Annotated in this window: 21 protein-coding genes; 15 read left to right on the top strand and 6 right to left on the bottom strand. The window is 69.4% G+C overall.

Going from position 1 to position 20,702, the window contains the following annotated elements:
* Positions 1 to 37 precede the first annotated feature (37 nt).
* From ACZZZN_RS13605 to ACZZZN_RS13595, 3 genes are read left to right on the top strand one after another with little or no spacing between them, the layout of a single operon-like run.
* Positions 38 to 1,654 carry a molybdopterin-dependent oxidoreductase gene (locus ACZZZN_RS13605; protein ID WP_463505670.1) on the top strand — a complete coding sequence of 539 codons (1,617 nt, stop codon included), beginning with the start codon at positions 38 to 40 and terminating at the stop codon, positions 1,652 to 1,654.
* A gap of 38 nt (positions 1,655 to 1,692) precedes the next feature.
* Entirely contained in the window at positions 1,693 to 2,181 is a 489-nt protein-coding gene (locus ACZZZN_RS13600; RefSeq protein ID WP_463505669.1) for a MogA/MoaB family molybdenum cofactor biosynthesis protein, read from the top strand.
* Complete coding sequence (locus ACZZZN_RS13595; RefSeq protein ID WP_463505668.1) at positions 2,178 to 2,618, top strand: molybdenum cofactor biosynthesis protein MoaE; 441 nt, start codon at positions 2,178 to 2,180, stop codon at positions 2,616 to 2,618. The genes ACZZZN_RS13600 and ACZZZN_RS13595 overlap by 4 nt, the downstream gene beginning before the upstream one ends.
* 202 nt (positions 2,619 to 2,820) lie before the next feature.
* Here ACZZZN_RS13595 and ACZZZN_RS13590 read toward each other — a convergent pair whose 3' ends face one another.
* The 4 genes from ACZZZN_RS13590 to ACZZZN_RS13575 are packed head-to-tail and all read right to left on the bottom strand — an operon-like array spanning position 2,821 to position 5,544.
* Positions 2,821 to 3,057, bottom strand: coding sequence for a MoaD/ThiS family protein (locus tag ACZZZN_RS13590; protein WP_463505667.1), 237 nt, complete (start codon positions 3,055 to 3,057; stop codon positions 2,821 to 2,823).
* Entirely contained in the window at positions 3,054 to 3,533 is a 480-nt protein-coding gene (gene moaC / locus ACZZZN_RS13585; RefSeq protein ID WP_463505666.1) for a cyclic pyranopterin monophosphate synthase MoaC, read from the bottom strand. The genes ACZZZN_RS13590 and moaC overlap by 4 nt, the downstream gene beginning before the upstream one ends.
* Complete coding sequence (locus tag ACZZZN_RS13580) at positions 3,530 to 4,777, bottom strand: molybdopterin molybdotransferase MoeA (protein WP_463505665.1); 1,248 nt, start codon at positions 4,775 to 4,777, stop codon at positions 3,530 to 3,532. Before ACZZZN_RS13580 ends, moaC begins: the two co-directional genes overlap by 4 nt.
* Positions 4,774 to 5,544 (bottom strand): HesA/MoeB/ThiF family protein, encoded by a 771-nt coding sequence (locus tag ACZZZN_RS13575; protein ID WP_463505664.1) that lies wholly within the window; start codon positions 5,542 to 5,544, stop codon positions 4,774 to 4,776. Before ACZZZN_RS13575 ends, ACZZZN_RS13580 begins: the two co-directional genes overlap by 4 nt.
* A 150-nt stretch (positions 5,545 to 5,694) precedes the next feature.
* Here ACZZZN_RS13575 and ACZZZN_RS13570 point away from each other — a divergent pair, with 150 nt between their 5' ends.
* The 6 genes from ACZZZN_RS13570 (at position 5,695) to ACZZZN_RS13545 (ending at position 10,658) form a co-directional block, all read left to right on the top strand.
* On the top strand, positions 5,695 to 6,087 hold the full coding sequence (locus ACZZZN_RS13570; RefSeq protein WP_463505663.1) for a TOBE domain-containing protein: 393 nt from the start codon (positions 5,695 to 5,697) through the stop codon (positions 6,085 to 6,087).
* Positions 6,088 to 6,090: 3 nt separating this feature from the next.
* Positions 6,091 to 6,876 carry a molybdate ABC transporter substrate-binding protein gene (modA, locus tag ACZZZN_RS13565; protein ID WP_463505662.1) on the top strand — a complete coding sequence of 262 codons (786 nt, stop codon included), beginning with the start codon at positions 6,091 to 6,093 and terminating at the stop codon, positions 6,874 to 6,876.
* Complete coding sequence (locus ACZZZN_RS13560) at positions 6,873 to 7,661, top strand: ABC transporter permease (protein ID WP_463505661.1); 789 nt, start codon at positions 6,873 to 6,875, stop codon at positions 7,659 to 7,661. Before modA ends, ACZZZN_RS13560 begins: the two co-directional genes overlap by 4 nt.
* Positions 7,658 to 8,713: a sulfate/molybdate ABC transporter ATP-binding protein gene (locus tag ACZZZN_RS13555; RefSeq protein ID WP_463505660.1), complete on the top strand. Its 1,056-nt coding sequence runs from the start codon at positions 7,658 to 7,660 to the stop codon at positions 8,711 to 8,713. The genes ACZZZN_RS13560 and ACZZZN_RS13555 overlap by 4 nt, the downstream gene beginning before the upstream one ends.
* 203 nt (positions 8,714 to 8,916) lie before the next feature.
* A complete protein-coding gene (gene moaA / locus ACZZZN_RS13550) occupies positions 8,917 to 10,002 on the top strand; it encodes a GTP 3',8-cyclase MoaA (protein ID WP_463505659.1) in 1,086 nt (361 codons plus the stop codon).
* Between the two features lie 68 nt (positions 10,003 to 10,070).
* Positions 10,071 to 10,658, top strand: coding sequence for a hypothetical protein (locus ACZZZN_RS13545; RefSeq protein ID WP_463505658.1), 588 nt, complete (start codon positions 10,071 to 10,073; stop codon positions 10,656 to 10,658).
* A 12-nt stretch (positions 10,659 to 10,670) separates the two neighbouring features.
* On the opposite strand, the gene ACZZZN_RS13540 is transcribed toward ACZZZN_RS13545, so the two are convergent.
* A complete protein-coding gene (locus ACZZZN_RS13540) occupies positions 10,671 to 11,885 on the bottom strand; it encodes an amidohydrolase (RefSeq protein ID WP_463505657.1) in 1,215 nt (404 codons plus the stop codon).
* A gap of 10 nt (positions 11,886 to 11,895) precedes the next feature.
* On the bottom strand, positions 11,896 to 12,543 hold the full coding sequence (locus ACZZZN_RS13535) for a TetR/AcrR family transcriptional regulator (protein ID WP_463505656.1): 648 nt from the start codon (positions 12,541 to 12,543) through the stop codon (positions 11,896 to 11,898).
* 167 nt (positions 12,544 to 12,710) lie between these two features.
* Here ACZZZN_RS13535 and ACZZZN_RS13530 point away from each other — a divergent pair, with 167 nt between their 5' ends.
* From ACZZZN_RS13530 to ACZZZN_RS13505, 6 genes are all read left to right on the top strand, one after another.
* Positions 12,711 to 14,378 carry an ABC transporter substrate-binding protein gene (locus tag ACZZZN_RS13530; RefSeq protein WP_463505655.1) on the top strand — a complete coding sequence of 556 codons (1,668 nt, stop codon included), beginning with the start codon at positions 12,711 to 12,713 and terminating at the stop codon, positions 14,376 to 14,378.
* Between the two features lie 170 nt (positions 14,379 to 14,548).
* A complete protein-coding gene (locus ACZZZN_RS13525) occupies positions 14,549 to 15,373 on the top strand; it encodes an ABC transporter ATP-binding protein (protein WP_463505654.1) in 825 nt (274 codons plus the stop codon).
* Positions 15,370 to 16,176: an ABC transporter ATP-binding protein gene (locus ACZZZN_RS13520; RefSeq protein WP_463505653.1), complete on the top strand. Its 807-nt coding sequence runs from the start codon at positions 15,370 to 15,372 to the stop codon at positions 16,174 to 16,176. The genes ACZZZN_RS13525 and ACZZZN_RS13520 overlap by 4 nt, the downstream gene beginning before the upstream one ends.
* Positions 16,173 to 17,261: an ABC transporter permease gene (locus ACZZZN_RS13515; RefSeq protein WP_463505652.1), complete on the top strand. Its 1,089-nt coding sequence runs from the start codon at positions 16,173 to 16,175 to the stop codon at positions 17,259 to 17,261. Before ACZZZN_RS13520 ends, ACZZZN_RS13515 begins: the two co-directional genes overlap by 4 nt.
* A 1-nt stretch (position 17,262) precedes the next feature.
* Complete coding sequence (locus ACZZZN_RS13510; protein ID WP_463505651.1) at positions 17,263 to 18,387, top strand: ABC transporter permease; 1,125 nt, start codon at positions 17,263 to 17,265, stop codon at positions 18,385 to 18,387.
* Positions 18,387 to 20,633, top strand: a complete 2,247-nt coding sequence (locus tag ACZZZN_RS13505; RefSeq protein WP_463505650.1) for an exo-beta-d-1,3/1,6-glucosidase — start codon at positions 18,387 to 18,389, stop codon at positions 20,631 to 20,633. The genes ACZZZN_RS13510 and ACZZZN_RS13505 overlap by 1 nt, the downstream gene beginning before the upstream one ends.
* Positions 20,634 to 20,702: the final 69 nt, after the last annotated feature.

The following is a 20,702-nucleotide window of genomic DNA, read 5'->3' as shown; positions in this document are numbered from 1 at the left end:
CCTCGACCACAGTGTCGCGGCGAACGAGGAGCAGAGCATGTCACAGCAGGCAAAGCCACACGGCCGAGGGCGCCGCTTCTTCTTCTGGGCAGCCCTCGCGGGGCTGATCAGCGGTGGTGTCTTCCTCGCCACCGCAGAGCTCTTCGCCCTGATCTTCGCCCGTTCGGCGAGTCCGATCCTGGCGGTCGGCGGCTTCGTGATCGATATCGTGCCGCAGCCCTTCAAAGAGTTCGCGATCGCGACCTTCGGCGAGTACGACAAGATCGCGCTGCTGGCGGGGCTCGGTCTGGCCGTCGTGATCGCGTCGGCGATCGGCGGCATCCTGCAACTTGTGCGACCGCCGCTCGGAGTCGTCGCGCTGGTGATCGCGGGGGCGCTCTCGACCGCGGCCATCGTGACGCGGGCCGGTGTGACGCCGCTCGCCTTCCTTCCTCCCGTTCTCGGCACCATCGCCGGCTCGATCATCATGGTGCTCCTGGTCCGTCGTCTGAGGGCCTGGCGGGCGTCGGTCGCGCCGGTCGGCGACGACCGCGTCGAGACCCAGGACGCGGATGCGGATGCGGATGCACCCGCGATCGCGAAGCCGATCGGGCGCCGACAGTTCTTCCTGCTCGCCGGCATCGCCGGAGCATCCGCCGTGATCGTCGGCGTCGCCTCACGCGCAGTGAGCATGACGGTGGCGTCTGTCGCGAACATCCGTGAGGCCCTCAAGCTCCCCTCTCCCGGAACGAAGGTGACCGTGCCGCAGGGCGCGGAGCTCGACATCCCGGGCCTCAGCAAGCTCTTCACCCCGAACAAGGACTTCTATCGCGTCGATACGGCACTGACCGTGCCGACCATCGACCCCTCGACCTGGCGTCTCGTGATCGACGGCATGGTCGACCAGCGCGTCGAGATGAGCTTCCAGGACATCCTCGACATGGGTCTCGACGAATACGCGATCACGCTCACCTGCGTCTCGAACGAGGTCGGTGGCGAGCTCGTCGGCAACGCGAAGTGGCTCGGCGTGCCGCTGCGCGACGTGCTGAAGAAGGCGGGCGTGAAGTCGGGGGCCGACATGGTGCTGTCGAAGAGCGTCGACGGATACACCGCCAGCACGCCGCTCTCGGCTCTGACCGACGACAACCTCGATGCGATCCTCGCCGTCGGCATGAACGGCGAGCCCCTGCCTCTCGAGCACGGCTTCCCGGTGCGCATGGTCGTGCCGGGCCTGTACGGATACGTGTCGGCGACCAAGTGGCTCACCGAGCTCAAGGTCACGACGTTCGAGAAGGACGAGGCGTACTGGACGCCCCGCGGATACAGCGCCGAGGCGCCGATCAAGTTCTCGTCGCGCATCGACACCCCCAAGCTCGGCTCCGCCGTCGACGCCGGGAAGATCCCGATCGCCGGGGTCGCCTGGGCGCAGTCGGTGGGCATCGAGCGGGTCGAGGTGAAGATCGACGAGGGCGACTGGACCCCCGCGACGCTCTCGGCGCCGATCAACGAGGACACCTGGGTGCAGTGGTTCCTCGAGTGGGATGCCACGCCCGGAACCCATTACGTGGCGGTGCGCGCGATCAACAAGAACGGCGACCTGCAGATCGAGGAGCGCGCGGCCATCGCCCCGAACGGATCGTCGGGATGGCAGCGCTCGCTCGTGCGGGTCAACTGATCCGTGCGTCGCATCGGGGCGCGCCCTAGGGTGGAGCCATGACGTCGCTGCCCGCCTGTGTGATCACCGTGTCGGATCGATCGTTCGCGGGGGAGCGGGAGGATCGCGGCGGCCCGATCGCCGTGGGGCTGCTGCGGGATGCCGGGTGGCACTGCCCGGATGCCGAAATCATCGCTGACGGCGTCGACTCCGTCGCGGATGCTCTGCGTCGGGCGGTCGCTCGCGGCGTGCGCCTGATCGTGACCACGGGTGGCACGGGCGTCTCGCCCCGGGACCAGACGCCTGAGGGCACCCGCAAGGTGGTGACGCGCGAGGTTCCGGGGATCGCCGAGGAGCTGCGTCGATCCGGGCTCGCCGACACCCCGCTGTCGCTGCTGTCGCGGGGCATCGCCGGGGTCGCCGACCCCGCAGGCGCCTTGATCGTGAACCTGCCCGGCTCGACCAGGGCCGTGGCCTCGGGCATTCCCGTCGTGTTGACCGTCGCACGACATGTCGTGGATCAGACCGATGGAGGAGACCACTCATGAACGATGTTCGGATCGCCGCGATCTCGGAGCAGCCGCTCGACCTCGAGGCGCACCTCGCCGCAGTCGACGACCCCGCGCTGGGGGGAGTCACGACCTTCATCGGTCGTGTGCGCGACAACGACCCCGATGCGCAGACGCCGGTGGTGGGCCTCGAGTACAGCGCCCATCCCGATGCCGAGGCCGCGCTGCGGCGCATCGCCGAGAAGGCGGCGGAGGAGGCGGTCGGCGACGAGCGCGTCGTCGTCGCGGTGAGCCACCGCATCGGTCACCTCGACGTCGGCGACGCGGCGGTCGTGATCGCCGTCGCCGCCGAGCATCGGGCTGAGGCCTTCGCGGTGTGCCGTGCAGTCATCGAAGACATCAAGAGCGAACTGCCCGTATGGAAGCGTCAGCTCGAGTCAGACGGTACGACCGCGTGGAAGGGCATCGGCGGCTGAGATCCGGGCCCGTTTGTGGCCGGGACCCCTGCTGAGATCCGGTGAACCGCGCGAGATGCGGATGTTTCGGGTGGGGCGGTCCGGGTTTGGCGCGGTTGACCGGATCTGGCGCGGTGAGAAGGAGCCGCGCTCGAGTCGCGCCCGAGCCGCGCCCGAGCTGCGCCGTGCCCGCGCCGAGGCCGGCCCGCACTGGGCCCTCGTCTCAGCCGCCGGCGAACGGCGGCAGCACGTCGATCAGCTGGGTGTCGGCGAGTGAGCGGTCGTCGTCGCTGCGCACACCGTCGACCATCACCGCGCACCGCGGGAGGATGTCGGTGAGGGCCGGATGCTCGGCCACGACGGCCGCCCGAAGCGCCTCGAGGGTGTGTTCGCCGCGATCCTCCGCATCCACTCCCGCGGCCTCGGCGGCGGCCGCGAAGTAGCGCACGCGGACCGTCATCGTGGCTCTCCCTCGCGCGCCCAGTCGCCCGAGCGTCCGCCCGACTTCGCGACGACGCGCACGTCTTCGATGACCACAGACCGGTCGAGCCCCTTGATCATGTCGACGATCGCGAGGGCGCTCACCGAGACGGCCGTGAGCGCCTCCATCTCGACGCCCGTGCGGTCGGCAGTGCCCACGGTCGCCTCGACGTGCACGCCGTCATCGACGATGTCGAGCTCGACGTTCGCCCGATGCACGCCGATCACGTGCGCGAGCGGCAGCAGCGTCGGCGTCGACTTGGCGGCCTGGATGCCGGCGATCCGGGCGACAGCGAGCACGTCGCCCTTCGGGGCGGTCCCGTCGCGCAGCGCCGCGATGACCTCGGGACTGCAGCGGACGAAGCCGCGAGCCGTGGCTGTGCGGACTGTCGGCTGCTTGCCGGTCACGTCGACCATGTGCGCGTGGCCGGCCGAATCGAGATGCGTGAAGCTCATTCGACCAGCATGACATCGATCGCATCGCCCACGGCGACGGCCTCGACCTCGGCCGGCACGATCGCGAACGCACGCGCCCGCGCGAGCCCACCCGCCAGATGCGATCCCGAGCCTCCGGCCGTCGCCGGGCGCACCGTGCGGTTCGCGAGATCGACGACGGCGGGCAGGTACTGGCGGCGTCCAGGCGGGGTGGTCCAGGCGGCATCCGCCGTGAAGGATGCGCGAGGGCGCTGGATCTCGGCGCGGCCCTGCAGGGCGAGCAGCGCCGGCCGCACGAAGACCTCGAACGAGACCGCGACGCTCACCGGGTTGCCCGGCAGGCCGAACACGAGCGTGCCGGAGTCGAGAGCGCCGAACGCCTGCGGTTTGCCCGGCTGCATCGCGACGCTCGCGAACTCGACGGCCCCGCGGCCGTCGAACGCTCCGCGTACCGGCTCGTAGGCGCCGGCGCTCACGCCGCCCGTGAAGACGATCACATCGGCGCCGCGTTCGACCGCCGACTCGGTGACCGCGCGCACGGCATTCGCGTCGTCGGCGACACGGGCGACGAGGACGACCTCTGCGTCGGCGTCGGCGACGAGGAGCTCGAGCAAGGGGCCGTTCGAGTCGGGGATGCGACCACGGGCAGCCGGCTCACCCGGCGACAGCAGCTCGCTGCCCGTCGAGACCACGGCCACGCGCGGCGCCCGGGTCACCGACACGGTCTCGACCCCGGCGGCGACGGCCGCCGCGAGCTGGAACGCGCCGAGGCGCTCGCCGGCGAGCACGACGGCATCGCCCGCGTGCAGGTCGGCGCCGCGACGGCGGACGAATGCTCCCGGTGCGGCGGGTGCCCGCAGTACCCGCACTTCGCCCAGCGAGTCGGCGAGTCCTCCGGCGGTGTCCTCGAAAGGCACGATCGCATCAGCGGCGGTCGGCGTGGGTGAGCCCGTCATGATCCGCGCGGCCTCGCCGGCATCCAGAGGCGGGTCGTCGGACACCCCGGCGGGCAGGTCGGCGACCACGCGCAGCACCACCGGGTCGTCGGCGGATGCCGCGGCCACGTCGGCCGCGCGCACCGCGAAGCCGTCCATCGCCGAGTTGTCGAAGAGGGGGATGTCGTGAGCCGCCGTCGCGGGCTCCGCAAGGGTGCGGTGGGCGGCGTCGCGGATCGCACGACTCTCGGTCGGGAGAACGCGTGCGGCGTCGAGAACGAGGGCGAGCTGCTCCTCGACCGTGCGGCGGCTGCCGCCCGCGGCGCTCATGCCGACACCGCCGATCGGATCGCGATCTCGTGCTGTCTCGAGGTGAGGGCATCGATGATGGCGAGGCGCCCGAGCAGCGGCTCGCCCGCGCCGGTGATGAGCTTCACGACCTCGCCCGCCAGCATCCCGCCCACCTGCACGCACAGGGCCCCGAGCACGCCGACCTGCGCGCAGCTCGGCGGCTCGCCCTCTGTGCCGAGCGGGAAGAGATCGGCCAGGACGACGGGCGGGTGCCCCTCGGGCGGATCCGACCAGAACACGGTCGCCTGCGCGTGCCACTCCTGCACGGCGCCCCACACGAGGGGGATGCCGAGGGCCTCGGTCGCGGCGGAGACATCGCGCCGGGTCGCGAAGGAGTCGCTCGTGTCGACCACGATGTCGGCCCCCGCGAATAAGCGCTCGGCGTTGTCGGAGTCGAGCCGCTCCGCCGCCGTCACGACCTCTGCCCCAGGCGACAGTGCGGTGATCGCGCGCGCCGCCGAGGTTGTCTTGGGTCTGCCGATGTCCTCGACGCGGTGTGCGAGCTGACGCTGCAGATTAGTCAACTCGACGATGTCGTCGTCGATCACCGCGATGCTGCCGACTCCTGCCGCGGCGAGGGCGAGGAGAACCGGGGAGCCGAGGCCGCCGGCGCCGACGACGGTGACGTGGGCGGCGGCGAGGCGGCGCTGCCCCTCTTCTCCGATGCCTGCGAGCACCGCGTGCCTGGCGGTGCGCACGAGTTCGGCCGGGTCGAGGGCGGGCGCGGGAGCGACGAGCGGCTGCATGCCCCCAGGCTATGCCCGGGGTGCGCGATTGCGGCGGGTGCAGGGGGATTCGGCCGGAGTTCGGAGCGGACGGTCATGCCAGGAGCAAAACGGTTCCGCGGATGCGGTTTTTTTCTCCCTCAGCATCCGCTTCTGCGGTAATGTTCGACCATGCAGAGCTTTCGGATCTCACGCGCGGCACAGCTGCTCGGGGTGAGCGATGACACGGTGCGGCGCTGGATCGACCAGGGCCTGCTGCCGACGACCGACGCCGTCCCGGCCGAGATCCCCGGAGATGCGCTGGCGGCACGCGCGGTGGAGCTGGCCGAAGAGGCGCAGGAGTCGAATCACGCGCTCTCGAGCGCTCGTAACCGCTTCGTCGGCATCGTGACCCGCGTGCAGATCGACGGACTCATCGCGCAGGTCGATCTGCAGTCGGGTCCGCACCGCGTCGTCTCTCTCATGTCCGCCGAGGCCGCTCGCGAACTGGATCTCGAGGTGGGGTCTCTCGCCACCGCATCCGTCAAGGCGACCACCGTCGTCGTCGAAGTGCCGAAGGGCTGAGCCGTGAACCGCGCTCTCCGCCGAACGGCCACGGTCGTCCTGACCGCCACAGCACTCGCTCTGACCGGATGCGCCGGCGGCGCCGGGGCACCGACGCCGGCTGCCACTGACGATGCCTCAGGCAGCTCGGTGAGCGGCGAGCTCACCGTCTACGCCGCGGCCTCGCTGTCGGCGGCGTTCGACGAGATCGGCGCGGCGTTCACCGAGTCGAACCCCGACGTCGACGTCAGCGGCGTGTACGACGGATCGTCGACGCTGGTCACCCAGTTGCTCGAGGGGGCCCCTGCCGACGTGTTCGCCTCGGCCGATGAGGCGAACATGCAGAAACTCGAGGATGCCGCGGGCGACCCCTCCCTGTTCGCGTCCAACACTCTCGTGATCGCCGTACCGACAGGCAACCCCGGCGGCGTCGAGACCCTCGACGACCTGGCCGACGTCACCACGGTGCTCTGCGCCCCCGAGGTGCCGTGCGGCACGGCGTCGGCGACGCTGCTCTCGAACGCCGGTGTCACGGTCGACGCTGCCAGCCTCGAGCAGAACGTGACCGCGGTGCTCACCAAGGTCGCAGCGGGCGAGGCCGATGCCGGGCTCGTGTACGCGACCGATGTGATCGACCGCGACGACGTCGAGGTGATCGTCCCCGAAGGCGCCGACGAGGTCGTGAACCACTATCCGATCGCCACTCTGTCGGAGGCGTCGCACCGCGCCGCCGCCGAGGCGTTCGTCGCCTTCGTGCTGTCGGAGGAGGGCCAGAGCATCCTGGCCGACTTCGGTTTCGGAGCACCGTGAGTGCGTCCGGGGCGCGCGGATACGCGCCGCGCGCGCTGGCCGTCCCCGCCGCGATCGGCCTCGCGTTCCTCATCCTGCCGCTCGCGGCGTTGGTCGCCCGGGTCGAGTGGTCGACCTTCCTCGCCGACGTGACGTCGGATGCCGCCCGATCGGCCCTGCTCCTGTCGCTCGGCACCGGCCTCATCGCCACCGTGCTGTGCATCCTGATCGGGGTACCGCTGGCGCTGACGATCGCCCGCTCTGGCCCTCGTCTCGCCGCCGTGCTGCGTGCCGCCGTCACGATCCCGCTCGTGCTGCCGCCGATGGTCGGCGGCGTCGCACTGCTCTATCTGTTCGGGCGCGCAGGGTGGTTCGGAGGGCTGGGGCTCTCGTTCAGCACCCCGGCCGTCGTGCTCGCGCAGGTCTTCGTGGCGCTACCCTTCCTCGTCCTGGCGGTCGAGGGTGCCGTACGCACCTCGGGGGTCGAGTACGAACGCACCGCCGCCGCGCTCGGTGCCGGACGTTGGACGATCCTGCGTCGCATCACACTGCCGCTCGCCGCCCCGGGGATCGTCGCGGGAGTCGTGCTCTGCTTCGCTAGAGCGATCGGCGAGTTCGGTGCCACGGCGCTCTTCGCCGGCAACCGCCTCGGGGTCACGCAGACCATGCCGCTCGCGATCTACACCGCGTTCAACGGCGCAGGAGTGACCCAGGGCGCCGCGGTCGCTCTGGCGCTGCTGCTGCTCGCCACCGCGATCCTCGTGCTGCTGCTCGTGCGCGGCTGGCGACCGGGGGCAGCTCGATGAGCGCGGTGGATGGCCTGCGCGCCCAGGTGGTCGTGCCGCGGGAGCACTTCACCGTCGACGTCTCGCTGCAGGTGGGTGTCGGCGAGACGGTCGCGGTGATGGGGCCGAGCGGTGCGGGCAAGTCGACGCTGCTGCAGACACTCGCCGGACTCGAGCCGCTGGGCGGGGGCGAGATCGCGGTCGAGGGTCGCGTCGTCGACCGGGTCGCGCAGCCACGGGTGCGGACCGAGCCGATGCGCCGCGGTGTCGTGCTGCTGGGGCAGAAGCCGCGACTGTTCCCGCATCTCTCGGTGCGCGAGAACGTGGCGTTCGGGCCGCGAGCCGCGGGCACCGAGGTTCGTGCCGCCCGAGCGGGCGCCGATGACTGGCTCGCGCGCGTCGGGCTCCCGGGAGCCGGAGGGCGGATGCCGCACGAGCTGTCCGGGGGCGAGCAGCAGCGCGTCGCGGTCGCGCGTGCGCTCGCCGCATCCCCTCGGGTCGTGCTGCTCGACGAGCCGCTCGTCGCCCTCGACCCCGAGACGGCAGGCGATATCCGGCGGATGCTGCGCGACCAGCTCGTCTCGACCACGACCGTCGCGGTCACGCACGATGCCGCGGATGCCGTCGCACTCGCCGACCGATTGATCGTCGTCGAGGCTGGTCGGGTGACGCAGGAGGGTCCGGTGCGCGATGTGCTCGGCGCACCGGCATCCGGGTTTGTGGCCTCGATCGCCGGCCTGAACCGCCTGGTGGGCGAGGCGAGCGGGGGAGGGTGGCGCGGCGGCGAGGTGCTGCTGACCAGTGACGATCCTGCGTCGCGTGCTCTCGCTGCGACGGACGGTGCTGCGCTCGCCGCGGTCTTCCGTCCGAGCGATGCGCGGCTCGCCAGTGCAGGACCGGAGTCGTGGCCGGCGGTGGCGACGCGTATCGAGCCCACGCTGGGGGGCGTGCGCGTGCACACCGATGCCGGGGCCGTCGACCTGTCGCTGGATGCTGCCGGAGGGGTGGCGGTCGGCGACAGGCTGCGGCTGCGGGTGGATCCTGCGCTGATGCGGTTCGTCGCCGTCACCTGAGTCCGCCCCGCTGCGCCGGATGGCTGACGGAATCCCGGATGGCTGATCGGATTCGGCCTCTCCGCCGGCCACCCGCAGCTGAGCGGCCTCGTCTGAGCCGACCGGCGCCGAGACCTGGCAATATGCCGGTCTTCGTGCCCGCACGGGCCACGGTGCCGGAGGCGCGGGTAGTCTCGGAACATGTCGGGGAGAGGGAGACGGCGATGACGGCCGTGCCGGTCGTGATCGGGATGCGAGCGCCGAGCGCCGCAGTCCTCGATGCCGCCGCGCCCGCGTCGCAGGGTCTCGTCGACACCCACGGTCGAGTGCACCGCGACCTGCGCATCTCGCTCACCGACCGCTGCTCGCTGCGCTGCACCTACTGCATGCCCGAGCAGGGCAACGAATGGCTCGCACGCACCAGCATCCTGTCGACCGACGAGATCGTCGAGGTGGCGCAGGTCGCCGCATCCCTCGGCATCCGCACCTTCCGGCTCACGGGCGGTGAGCCGCTGCTGCGTGCCGACATCGTCGACGTGGTGCGTCGGGTGGCGGCGATCGAGGGTGACGACGGCCCCGTCGAGGTCGCCATGACGACGAACGGCATCACGCTCGCGAAGCACCTGCCCGACCTGATCGACGCCGGTCTCACCCGTCTGAACATCAGCATCGACACGGTCGATCGCCAGCGCTTCGCGGACCTCACACGGCGCGATCGCATCGACGACGTGTTCGAGGGCATCGCGGCAGCGGCAGCATCCGAACTCCGCCCGCTCAAGCTCAACACGGTGGCGATGCGGGGCGTGAACGACGACGAGCTTCCCGATCTGGTCGCGTTCGCGATGGAGGTCGGTGCGCAGCTGCGTTTCATCGAGCAGATGCCGCTCGACGCCGGACACACGTGGGACCGCGCGTCGATGGTCACCCGCGAGGAGATCCTCGAGAAACTCAGCGCGCGGTGGAGCCTCGAGCCTGTTCCCGGACGCGGCGGTGCGCCGGCCGAGAAATGGCGCATCGACGGGGGTCCGCACGAGGTGGGTGTGATCGCCTCGGTCACCGCGCCCTTCTGCGGAGCCTGCGACCGACTGCGCCTCACTGCCGACGGTCAGCTGCGCAACTGCCTGTTCTCGAACGCCGAGTACGACCTGATCGGCGTGCTGCGCGGCGACGAGGCATCCGACCCCGGTCGGCGTGCCGAGGGGATCGGCGCCATGCTGCGCTCGTGCGTGCACGGCAAGCTGCCCGGACACGCGATCAACGACCCGTCGTTCCTGCAGCCCGCGCGCGGAATGAACGCCATCGGCGGCTGAGCGCGGTCAACGCCCGTCATTCCCGCGGAACGCTGTCGTGACGTCGGAGTGGCTGTTACCGTGAGCGCGTGAGCAGCCCGTCACCCGACTCTCTCGATGGCCGCCCGGATCCCGTGCCGGTCGGCGTGAGGTCGCCCGCATCTGCGCGTGCAACGGGCGTCGTCATCATCGCCATGAGCATCGCGGTCTGGTGGCCGGCGTTCACGCTGGGCGCGTGGGGGACGTTCTTCTTCGATCAACTGCTCACCGTGTGGGCGGCGTCGGTCGGCGCGCTGATCGTCGTTCTCTTCCAACCCCGGGGACGGCCGCGGGTGCTGAAGGCGCTCGCTCTGCTGGTGCCGTCGCTCTGGCTGGTGCTGTCGTTCGTGCCGCTCGACTCCGACGATGTGCTGACGGTCGTGATCGATCTCCTCGCCGTCTTCGTGGCGCTGCTGAGCGTGCCGGCCACGATCTGGGTGCTCGCCCGCGTCATGTGGCCCGAGTTCGGCGAAGACATCAGCAGGAGTCGGCGATTCCTCGTCGTGATCGCGGTCGTCGTGGTCGGTGTGGCCTCGTTCGCGCTCGGCGCGAACCAGGAGCACTTCCTGACCTGCGGCGACTTCACCATCAGTGGCAACTCCGAACCGCAGGGGTGCGTTCCGGGGCCACCGAGTTGATGAGCCCTGAAGTCAGCCGAGGAACTCGCGCGCGGCCGACGACAGTGCGGTGACGCCGACCTCGATGGTCGGATGGATCTCGGGTGCGAAGAACGGCGAGTGGTTCGTGGGGATGTCCTTGTCGAGCGTCCCCGCGGCGGCCGACGCCGCGAAGGTCGCAGCATCCACCCCGCCCCAGAACCAGAACACGAGCGGAACCCCGGTGTCGCGGGCGAACCACGAGACGTCCTCGCTGCCGGTGAACATGCCCGGGTCGACGACCGATGCCTCGCCGAGTGCGCGCTGCAGCGCCGACGTGACGCGTGCCGTGGCCTCCGCGTCGTTGATCGTGGGAGGAAGGGTGTGGTCCGTGCGGATCTCGGGCTCGCGTTCGGCTCCGGATGCCGCGGCCTCGGCGCGTACGATGCGCTCGACGCTCGCGAGCACCTTGTCGCGCATCTCGTCGTTCGGGTAGCGCAGGCTGAGTTCGAGCTTCGCCTCAGCCGGGATGATGTTGTTCTTCAGGCCGGCATGGATCGAGCCGACCGTCACCACGGCGACGTCGCGCGGGTCGACCTCGCGAGAGGCGATGGTCTGCAGGCGCATGACGGTCGCCGCGGCCATGACCACCGGGTCGATCGTCGAGTGCGGGCGTGAACCGTGGCCGCCGCGCCCGTGCAGGGTCACCGTGAGGCCGTCGGATGCTGCCATCTGCGTGCCGGGGCGCACGCCGATCGTGCCGGCGGGAAGAGGGGTGACGTGCTGGCCGAGCACGATGTCGGGGTGCGGCACGAGGTCGCGCAGACCGTCGTCGAGCATGGCTCGGGAACCGGCACCGTATTCTTCGGCGGGCTGGATCAGTGCGACGAGAGTGCCCGTCCAGTCGGCCTTCTCAGCGACGAGCTTCTCGACCGCGCCGATCATGGCGGTGACGTGCATGTCGTGCCCGCAGGCGTGCATCACGGGCACGGTGTTGCCGGAGGGGTCGATGCCGGTCGCGGTGCTCGCGTAGGCGAGGCCCGTCTCCTCGCCGACGGGCAGGGCGTCCATGTCGGCGCGCGCCCACACGACCGGGCCCTCGCCGTTGCGCAGGATGCCGACCACTCCGGTGACACCGATGCCCTCGTGCACCTCCAGGCCGAGGTCGCGCAGATGGCCGGCGGCGATGCCGGCGGTGCGCGTCTCCTGGAACGAGAGCTCGGGGTGCTGGTGCAGGTCGATGTAGAGCGCTTCGAGGTCGATCGTCATGGCCCCGAGCCTAGTCGCGGCGGTACGACTCCAGGGTGGGGCCGGGGTGCAGCACGCCGTTCACGATCGCGCGGATCGCGAACTCGCTCGCCTCGCCCAGGTCGATGACGTCGCGGTGCAGCAGCCATTGCAGCTGCAGGCCGTCCATCACGGCGAGGATGGCCGCGGCAGCGGTCGCGACCGTCTCGGGCTCGGTCACACCCTCCTGCGCGCACAGCAGGTGGAACGCGTCGGTGACCTCGCGGCGGAGAGTCGTGTAGCGGTCTTCGAAGTAGTCGCGGCCGGGGTGGTTGTCGGTCACCGATTCCGACGAGAGCACCGTGTAGGCCTGCACGATGCCCGGTCGCCGCTCGTTCCAGATCGCGGTGCGCACGAGGTGCAGGAAGAGTTCGGGGCCGCCGGGGATGTGCTTCTCGGCGAGCTCGGCGACGTCGGCCTGGTCTCGGTAGGCGAGCACCTCGAGCAGCAGCTTCTGCTTCGATCCGAAGTGGTGCAGCACGCCGGCATGGGTGATGCCGACCTGCTCGGCGACATCGGCGAGCGTGCCGTTGGTCGAGCCCTTGTTGCCGAAGATCTCGACGGCGGCTTTGAGGATCTGCTCGCGCTTCTCACGCGTCGCAGGACGGACGGTCACGGGAGCATCAGCATCCTTCACCATTGCCCATCCTCTCCTGTACCGGTATCTGGTCTGGATCGTACTTGCCAACTCTACTTACTGACGGGTAACCTCGCATCAGCTTACTTTCTCGCCAGTAAGCAAATCGTCGTCGGATGCTCGTCAGCCGGCGCTCACACAGCACAAAGACCCGTGCCCAAGGAGAAGCAATGAAGCTCAGAAAGTCCCTCATCGCCGTCGCGGCGATCTCCGCCCTCAGCGTCTCGGCCCTCGCCGGCTGTGCAGCCGGCGGATCGAGTGACGGCGACGCCGGAGCAGGCGGTGCCGCCCTGACGATCGCCAAGCCCGACGGCGCGATCACCACCGAGTCGAACAACCCCTACGTCGGCGACTCGTCGGCCTCGAAGTACGGCTACGGCAAGGTGATCTTCGAGACCCTCGGCCTCGTGAACCAGACCGGCGACCGCGAGGTCACGCCCTGGCTCGCCGAGAGCATCGAGTGGAACGACGACTACACCGCCGTCACCGTCGTTCCCCGCAAGGACGTCACCTGGAGCGACGGCGAGCCGTTCACCGCCGAGGACATCGTCTTCACCTATGAGCTCGTCTCGACGCCCGAGCTCGACACCGCCGGCCTCAAGTTCGAAAGCGCGACCGTCGAGGGCGACGCCGTCACGCTGACCTTCGGAGAGTCGAAGTACGTCAACCAGGCTCGTGTGCTGCACGTGCCGATCGTGCCGAAGCACATCTGGGAGAACCTCGACTCACCGGCGACCGACCCCGTGAAGGGCGACGATCTGGTCGGAACCGGTCCCTACGCACTGTCGAACTGGTCGACCGAGTCGGTCACGCTCGAGGCCCGCGACGACTACTGGGGCGGCGACCTCGCAGTTCCCGAGCTGCATTACGTGTCGTACGGAGACAACACGGCCCTCACCACCGCTCTCGCGCAGGGCGAGGCCGACTGGGCGCAGGCGTTCATCCCGCAGATCCAGGAGCAGTTCCTCGACGCCGACCCCGAGCACAACAAGTACTTCGTGGCGCCGACCACCGGTTCTGCGACGCTGTTCATGAACCTGCAGGAGAAGCCGTTCGACGACGTGGCGTTCCGCCAGGCCCTCGCCTGGGTCATCGACCGCGACGCCTATGTCGACATCGCCCGTGAGGGTGCGAGCGAGCCGGTCTGGTCGGTGACCGGACTCTCGTCGATCCTCGAGGACGAGATCCAGCCCGAGTTCCAGGGTCAGGACTACTCGGTCGACGCCGAGAAGGCGCGCGACCTGCTCGAGAGCGCCGGCTACACCTGGAAGGACGACGCCCTGATCGACCCCGACGGCACGCCCGTCTCGTTCACCCTCTCGGTGCCCTCGGGCTGGAGCGACTGGAACACCGCGCAGGAGCTCATCGCCGAAGACGTCACCGAGGCGATCGGCGCCGAGGTCAAGATCGACATGCCCGACTGGGGCGGTTGGGCAGGGCCCCGTGACGAGGGCACCTTCTCGTCCATCATCCACTGGCTCGAAGACAGCGGTACGGCCTACGGCCTCTACACCTCCACCATGGACCCGCGCTGGATCTCGCCCGAGGGCATCGCAGGATTCAACTTCGGACGCTTCGACGACCCGGCGGCGACCGAGGCTCTGAACGCCTACGCCAACGCGTCGTCCGACGACGTGCGCACGTCGGCGATCACGACGCTCGAGCAGATCTTCGTCGACCAGGTGCCGGCCATTCCGCTCGGCGCCCACCCGCTGCTGGGCCAGTACAACACCCGCAACTACGTCGGATGGCCGTCGGAGGAAGACCCCTACGCGTCGGGCGACCCGACGCAGCAGAACATCGTGATGATCCTCACGAAGCTGCAGCCTGCCGAGTAAGCAGTCCCGCAGGCGCGTTTCGTCTCGGTGCTTCGCTCCTCGCTCAACGACCGGTGAGTCCCGGTCGTTGAGCGAGCGCAGCGAGACGAAACGCGCCGCTCCGACCGGCACCTCCCGGTCGTTGAGCGAGCGCAGCGAGACGAAACGCGCCCCCCGACGAAGGACACCCCATGTCAGAACCCCTGCTCAGCGTGCGCGACTTCTCGGTCGTGTACGACGTCGATCCGCCCGTCGAGGCGGTGAAGAACGTGACGCTCGAACTGCAACGAGGCGAGATCCTCGGCCTTGCAGGAGAGAGCGGATGCGGCAAGACGACGCTCGCCTACGGAGTGCAGCGCCTGCTTCGGGCGCCGGCCGTCATCGCCGGCGGCAGCGTGACGTTCCACGACGCATCCGGCATCGACGTCGACATCAACGCGCTCGACGTCGATGCGATGCAGAAGTTCCGCTGGGACAAGGTCTCGATGGTGTTCCAGGGCGCCATGAACGCGCTCAACCCGGTGGCCACGATCGGCTCGCAGCTCGAGGACGTCTTCGAGATCCACCGGCCCGACATGACCCGCCGGCAGCGCAGGGCCGAGGCCGAGGAACTGCTCGAGATCGTCAAGGTCGGGCGCCAGCGCACCCGTTCGTTCCCGCACGAGCTCTCGGGTGGCATGCGCCAGCGCGTCATGATCGCGATGGCGCTGGCCCTCCGCCCGCAGCTGATGGTGATGGATGAGCCGACCACCGCGCTCGACGTGCTCGTGCAGCGCGAGATCCTCAAGCAGATCTCGCAGCTGCGCCATGAGTTCGGCTTCTCGGTGATCTTCATCACCCACGATCTGCCGCTGCTGCTCGAGATCAGCGACCGCATCGCGATCATGCGCGCGGGCGAGATCGTCGAGCTCGCCTCAGCCGAGCAGATCTGGACGAACCCGCAGCACGACTACACGAAGACGCTCCTGTCGTCGTTCCCCCGTCTCACCGGTGCGAGAGGAGTGCTGACCCGATGACCACTCTCGAGTTCGCGAATGTCACCAAGGTCTACAACGTCCGCGGTGCCGGCCAGCTCAAGGCGCTCGATGACGTGAGCTTCACCCTGACCTCAGGTCAGACCATCGGTCTGGTCGGGCAGTCGGGCAGCGGTAAGTCGACCATCGCCAAGATCCTCACCCAGCTCGAGACGCCCACATCGGGTGAGGTTCTTCTCGACGGCAAGCCGATCCCTCGGCGAGGCAAGGGGCTGCGCAAGTACCGGCAGCAGCTGCGGATGGTGTTCCAGGATCCGTTCGCCTCGCTCAACCCATATCACTCGATCAGGTACCACCTCGAGCGGCCGATCCGCCTCGACGACGTCGTGCCGAAGAAAGAGACCGAGGCCGAAGTGCGCCGCCTGCTCGAGCGCGTGCGCCTCGACGCGGATGCCGTGATCGACCGCCGCCCGCACGAGCTCTCGGGGGGTCAGCGTCAGCGCGTGGCGATCGCCCGCGCGCTCGCGTCTCGGCCCGCGCTGCTCGTCGCCGACGAGCCGGTCTCGATGCTCGACGTGTCGATCCGCGTCGGCGTGCTCAACCTGCTCGCCGATCTGCAGCGCGAAGAGGGTCTCGGCGTGCTCTACATCACCCACGATCTCGCGACCGCCCGCCACTTCAGCGACAGGATCATGGTGCTCAACCAGGGTCGGGTCGTCGAGTTCGGTGACGCCGACGAGGTCATCCTCAACCCGCAGGACCCCTACACGCGCGAGCTGCGAGCGGCGTCTCCCGACCCCGACAAGCATTTCGCGACGGCCGGCTCGCACGGAGGTGCCCAGTGACCACCGCATCCCCTCAGCTTCCGCTCGTCGACGACGAGACCCGTGACGCTCTCGAAGTCGGCACCACCGCGACCACCGCGCAGAAGGGGCGGAAGATCGTGCCGTGGCGATTCTTCGCCGGACGGGCGGGCTTCTACCTGTTCACGCTGTGGGCAGCCATCACGATCAACTTCTTCCTCCCTCGGTTCATGAAGGGCGATGCGGTCAGCTCGTACCTCGCCCGCAACCGCAACATCAGCCCGGAGGCTGCCGACTCGCTGCGCATCCTGCTCGGCATCGACTCCGACAAGTCGATGTGGCAGCAGTACATCGACTACTGGGCGATGCTGTTCCGCGGCGACCTGGGCATCTCGACCCTGCACGGCCTGCGTCCGGTGGGCGAGGTGCTGGCATCCGCGCTGCCGTGGACCCTCGGGCTCGTCGGTCTCGCGACCATCATCTCGTTCGTGCTCGGCACGGTCGGTGGCGCGATCGTCGGCTGGAAGCGCGGCAGCCGACTCGACGCGCTCATCCCGATCACCACGTTCTTCAACACGATCCCGTACTTCTGGCTCGGTCTCATCGCCATCGCGATCTTCTCGTCGACGCTGAAGTGGTTCCCGTCGTCGCACGCCTACGACAAGGGGCAATCGCCCGAGTGGAGCCTCGACTTCATCGGCCAGGTCATCATGCACGGCACCCTGCCCGCCGTCACGATCATCATCGCCTCGCTCGGCGGATGGATGCTGGGCATGCGCAACATGATGCTCACGGTGCTCGACGAGGACTACATCACCGTCGCGCAGGCCAAGGGCATGCCGAACCGGCGGGTGCTGTGGGCGTACGCAGCGCGCAACGCGGTGCTGCCGCAGATCCAGAGCTTCGCGCTGTCGATCGGCTTCATCGTCGGCGGCACGATCGTCATGGAGATGGTCTTCAGCTACCCGGGCGTCGGCAAGCTGCTGCTCGACGCCACCAATGCGAAGGACTTCGCCCTGATGCAGGGCGTGTTCCTGGTGATCACGCTGTCGGTGCTGGTCGCCAACATCCTCGCCGACATCGTCTACGCATACCTCGACCCGCGCACGCGCCAGACGGAGGCCTGACATGAGTGTTCCCACCTCGACCGAGACCACGGCCCCCGACGGCAGTACGATCCCCACCGGGATGCCCGAGACCGCGACGTTCCGCACCGCGGGCGACGTCACGCCCCCACGCAAGACGTTCTGGTCGCAGATGGCGCAGTCGTTCGCCATGTTCCGCAACCCGAAGTCGATCGCCGGGCTGATCATCCTCGGGGTGTTCGTGCTGATCGCGATCTTCGCCCCGGTGCTCGCGCCCTACGGCCCCACTCAGAAGGACCGCACGGCGCTCCGCCAGCCGCCGTCGCTCGACCACTGGCTGGGCACCACGCACATGGGCGAAGACGTGCTCAGCCAGCTCATCTTCGGCACCCGCGGCGTCGTCGTGGTCGGGTTCCTGTCGGCGATCATCGCCACGATCATCGCCATCACGATCGGCGTCATCGCCGGCTACGTGCGCGGCTGGAAGAGCGAATCGCTCTCGGCGCTCACGAACGTGTTCCTCGTGATTCCCGGCATCCCGCTGATCATCATCGTCGCCTCGCAGTTCGAGAATCCGCCGCTGATCGTGATCGCTGCGGTGCTGGGGCTGACGGGCTGGGCCTGGGGGGCGCGCGTGCTGCGGGCGCAGACCATGTCGTTGCGCAACCGCGACTTCATCCAGGCCGCCCGCGCCAACGGTGAACCGCTGCACCGCATCATCACTGTCGAGATGCTGCCGAACCTCATGGCGCTGATCGCGTCGAGCTTCGTCGGCACCGTCACCGCGGCGATCCTGGGTCTCACGACACTCGCGTTCATCGGCGTGATCCCGGTGAGCAACCTCAACTGGGGGACGATCCTGTTCTGGGCGCAGCAGAACGGCGCGTTCCCGCGGCTGTGGTGGTGGTACGTGCCCGCAGGGCTCTGCATCGCGATCATCGGCGTCGCCCTGTCGCTGATCAACTTCGGCATCGACGAGTACGTCAACCCGAGGCTGCGGTCGGCGGGAGAGCGCGCCCGCGCGATGAAGAAGAAGGGCCTCAACGTGAATGACCCGGTGACGGCGGTGCGCAGTGTGCCGACGACCGGCTCGGGTACCGTGCAGAGCGCGGCGACAGCGACGACGACCCATACGAAGACCGATACGAAGACACAGAACGCCGAGTGATGACCTCTCAGACCCTGACCGAATCCCTGCCGTACCTCGACCCCGAACTGCCGATCGCGACACGCGTCGCCGACCTCCTCGACCGTATGACGGTCGAGGAGAAGATCGGGCAGATGCTGCAGCTCGATGCCCGCGACGACCTCGACGACCACGTGCTCGGCAAGCACGTCGGCTCGATCCTGCACACTTCGCCCGAGCGCATCATCCGCGCGAACGAGCTGACCTCCGAGACCCGGCTGCGCATCCCGCTGCTCGTCGGCGAGGACTGCATCCACGGCCACTCGTTCTGGCCCGGTGCGACCATCTACCCGACCCAGCTCGGTATGGCAGCGACCTGGGATGCCGAGCTCGTCGAGAAGGTGGCCAGGGCCACCGCCGTCGAGGTCGCGGCGACCGGCATCCACTGGACCTTCTCTCCGGTGCTGTGCATCGCCCGCGACCTGCGCTGGGGTCGCATCGATGAGACCTTCGGCGAAGATCCGTTCCTGATCGGCGAGCTCGCCTCGGCGATGGTGCGCGGGTATCAGGGCGAGGGACTCGACGACCCGACCGCCATCCTCGCCACCGCCAAGCACTTCGCCGGATATTCCGAGACGCAGGGCGGCCGTGACGCGAGCGAGGCCGACATCTCGCGGCGCAAGTTGCGGTCGTGGTTCCTGCCGCCGTTCGAGCGCGTGGCCCGCGAGGGATGCCGCACGTTCATGCTCGGCTACCAGACCACCGACGGCGTGCCGATCACCGTCAACGACTGGCTGCTCAGCGATGTGCTGCGGGGCGAGTGGGGCTACACCGGCACACTCATCACCGACTGGGACAACGTCGGCCGCATGGTGTGGGAGCAGCAGGTGCAGCCCGACTATGCGCACGCCTCGGCCGCTGCGGTGACCGCCGGCAACGACATGATCATGAACACCCCCGGCTTCTTCGCCGGGGCGCTCGAAGCGGTGTCGAACGGTCTGCTCGCCGACGACGCCTTCGATGACGCCGTCGCGCGCATCCTCACCCTCAAGTTCGAGCTGGGACTGTTCGAGAACCCGCGGCTTCCGCAGGACGCCATGGATGCTGTGGTCGGCAGCGCCGCGCACGCGCAGCTCAACCTCGAGACGGCTCGCCGCTCGATCGTGCTGCTCGAGAACGACGGAGTGCTGCCGCTCGATGCCGCGACGCCGGTGAAGGTCGCGGTGGTGGGTCCGCTCGCCGACGACGCCCAGACGCAGCTCGGCGACTGGGCCGGTGGCTCGGGTCAGGCCGGATGGCTCGACGGGCAGCCGCGCGAGATGATCACGACCGTGCTCGACGGCCTCGCGGGCGTCGACGGATGGTCGGTCACGCACGCTCGCGGCGCCGAGATCCTCACGCTCGAAGACGACCCGCGCGGGGCGACCTTCCCCGACGGGCAGCCTCGGCCCTCTGTGGTGGTGCCGGCATCGGCCGACGACGCCCTGATCGCGGAGGCGGTGGCGGCCGCTGCGGCATCCGATGTCGTCGTCGCCGTGGTCGGAGACCGGATCGAGCTCGTCGGCGAAGGGCGCTCGACCGCGACTCTCGAGCTGATCGGTGGACAGAACGCCCTGCTCGAGGCGCTGATCGCCACGGGCACGCCCGTGGTGATCGTGCTGCTGGCATCGAAGCCGCTGGTGCTGCCGGCATCCGCGTCGCAGGCAGCAGCGGTCATCTGGGCCGCGAACCCGGGCATGCAGGGAGGCCGCGCGCTCGCCGAGATCATCTCGGGTGCTGTCGAGCCGTCGGGTCGCCTGCCGATCTCGTTCGCCCGCCACGTCGGCCAGCAGCCGACCTACTACAACCAGATCCGCGGACAGCACGGCGACCGCTATGCCGACCTCACCCAGTCGCCGGCCTGGGCGTTCGGCGAGGGGCTGTCGTACTCGACGGTCTCGTATTCCGATCTGTCGCTGGCGACCGAGGTCGTGGGCCTCGACGACACCATCGTCGCCGAGGTGACGGTCACGAACACCGGGTCCCGCCCAGCGCGTGAGACGGTTCAGGTCTACGTGCGCGACGTGGTGACGAGTGTCAGCTGGGCAGACAAGGAACTGAAGACGTACCGCCAGGTCGACGTCGCGCCGGGGGAGTCGGCGCGCGTGCGCCTCGAGCTGCCCGTCGCGGAGTGTTCGATCGTGGATGCCGCCGGCATCCGCCTCGTCGAGCCGGGTGCGTTCGAGCTGCTCGTCGGCCCGAGCTCGCGCGACGAGGTGCTGCTGGCGACGCCGTTCACGGTCGCCTGAGGGTCGCACTCCGCACTCCGCACTCCGAACTCTGGGCGCCGCGAAACCGCGGTGTCTGCGTGAGACCCG

It is taken from the genome of Microbacterium sp. AC145 (genome assembly GCF_979258505.1).
The sequence above is the reverse complement of the archived record's forward strand: the minus strand, read 5'-3'. Positions and strand labels throughout refer to the sequence as shown.

Coding starts and splice junctions, on each gene's coding strand:
- ACZZZN_RS13605 (WP_463505670.1), top strand. CDS start 38: ATGTCACAGCAGGCAAAGCCACACGGCCGAGGGCGCCGCTTCTTCTTC.
- ACZZZN_RS13600 (WP_463505669.1), top strand. CDS start 1,693: ATGACGTCGCTGCCCGCCTGTGTGATCACCGTGTCGGATCGATCGTTC.
- ACZZZN_RS13595 (WP_463505668.1), top strand. CDS start 2,178: ATGAACGATGTTCGGATCGCCGCGATCTCGGAGCAGCCGCTCGACCTC.
- ACZZZN_RS13590 (WP_463505667.1), bottom strand. CDS start 3,057: ATGACGGTCCGCGTGCGCTACTTCGCGGCCGCCGCCGAGGCCGCGGGA.
- moaC (WP_463505666.1), bottom strand. CDS start 3,533: ATGAGCTTCACGCATCTCGATTCGGCCGGCCACGCGCACATGGTCGAC.
- ACZZZN_RS13580 (WP_463505665.1), bottom strand. CDS start 4,777: ATGAGCGCCGCGGGCGGCAGCCGCCGCACGGTCGAGGAGCAGCTCGCC.
- ACZZZN_RS13575 (WP_463505664.1), bottom strand. CDS start 5,544: ATGCAGCCGCTCGTCGCTCCCGCGCCCGCCCTCGACCCGGCCGAACTC.
- ACZZZN_RS13570 (WP_463505663.1), top strand. CDS start 5,695: ATGCAGAGCTTTCGGATCTCACGCGCGGCACAGCTGCTCGGGGTGAGC.
- ACZZZN_RS13555 (WP_463505660.1), top strand. CDS start 7,658: ATGAGCGCGGTGGATGGCCTGCGCGCCCAGGTGGTCGTGCCGCGGGAG.
- moaA (WP_463505659.1), top strand. CDS start 8,917: ATGACGGCCGTGCCGGTCGTGATCGGGATGCGAGCGCCGAGCGCCGCA.
- ACZZZN_RS13540 (WP_463505657.1), bottom strand. CDS start 11,885: ATGACGATCGACCTCGAAGCGCTCTACATCGACCTGCACCAGCACCCC.
- ACZZZN_RS13535 (WP_463505656.1), bottom strand. CDS start 12,543: ATGGTGAAGGATGCTGATGCTCCCGTGACCGTCCGTCCTGCGACGCGT.
- ACZZZN_RS13530 (WP_463505655.1), top strand. CDS start 12,711: ATGAAGCTCAGAAAGTCCCTCATCGCCGTCGCGGCGATCTCCGCCCTC.
- ACZZZN_RS13525 (WP_463505654.1), top strand. CDS start 14,549: ATGTCAGAACCCCTGCTCAGCGTGCGCGACTTCTCGGTCGTGTACGAC.
- ACZZZN_RS13520 (WP_463505653.1), top strand. CDS start 15,370: ATGACCACTCTCGAGTTCGCGAATGTCACCAAGGTCTACAACGTCCGC.
- ACZZZN_RS13510 (WP_463505651.1), top strand. CDS start 17,263: ATGAGTGTTCCCACCTCGACCGAGACCACGGCCCCCGACGGCAGTACG.
- ACZZZN_RS13505 (WP_463505650.1), top strand. CDS start 18,387: ATGACCTCTCAGACCCTGACCGAATCCCTGCCGTACCTCGACCCCGAA.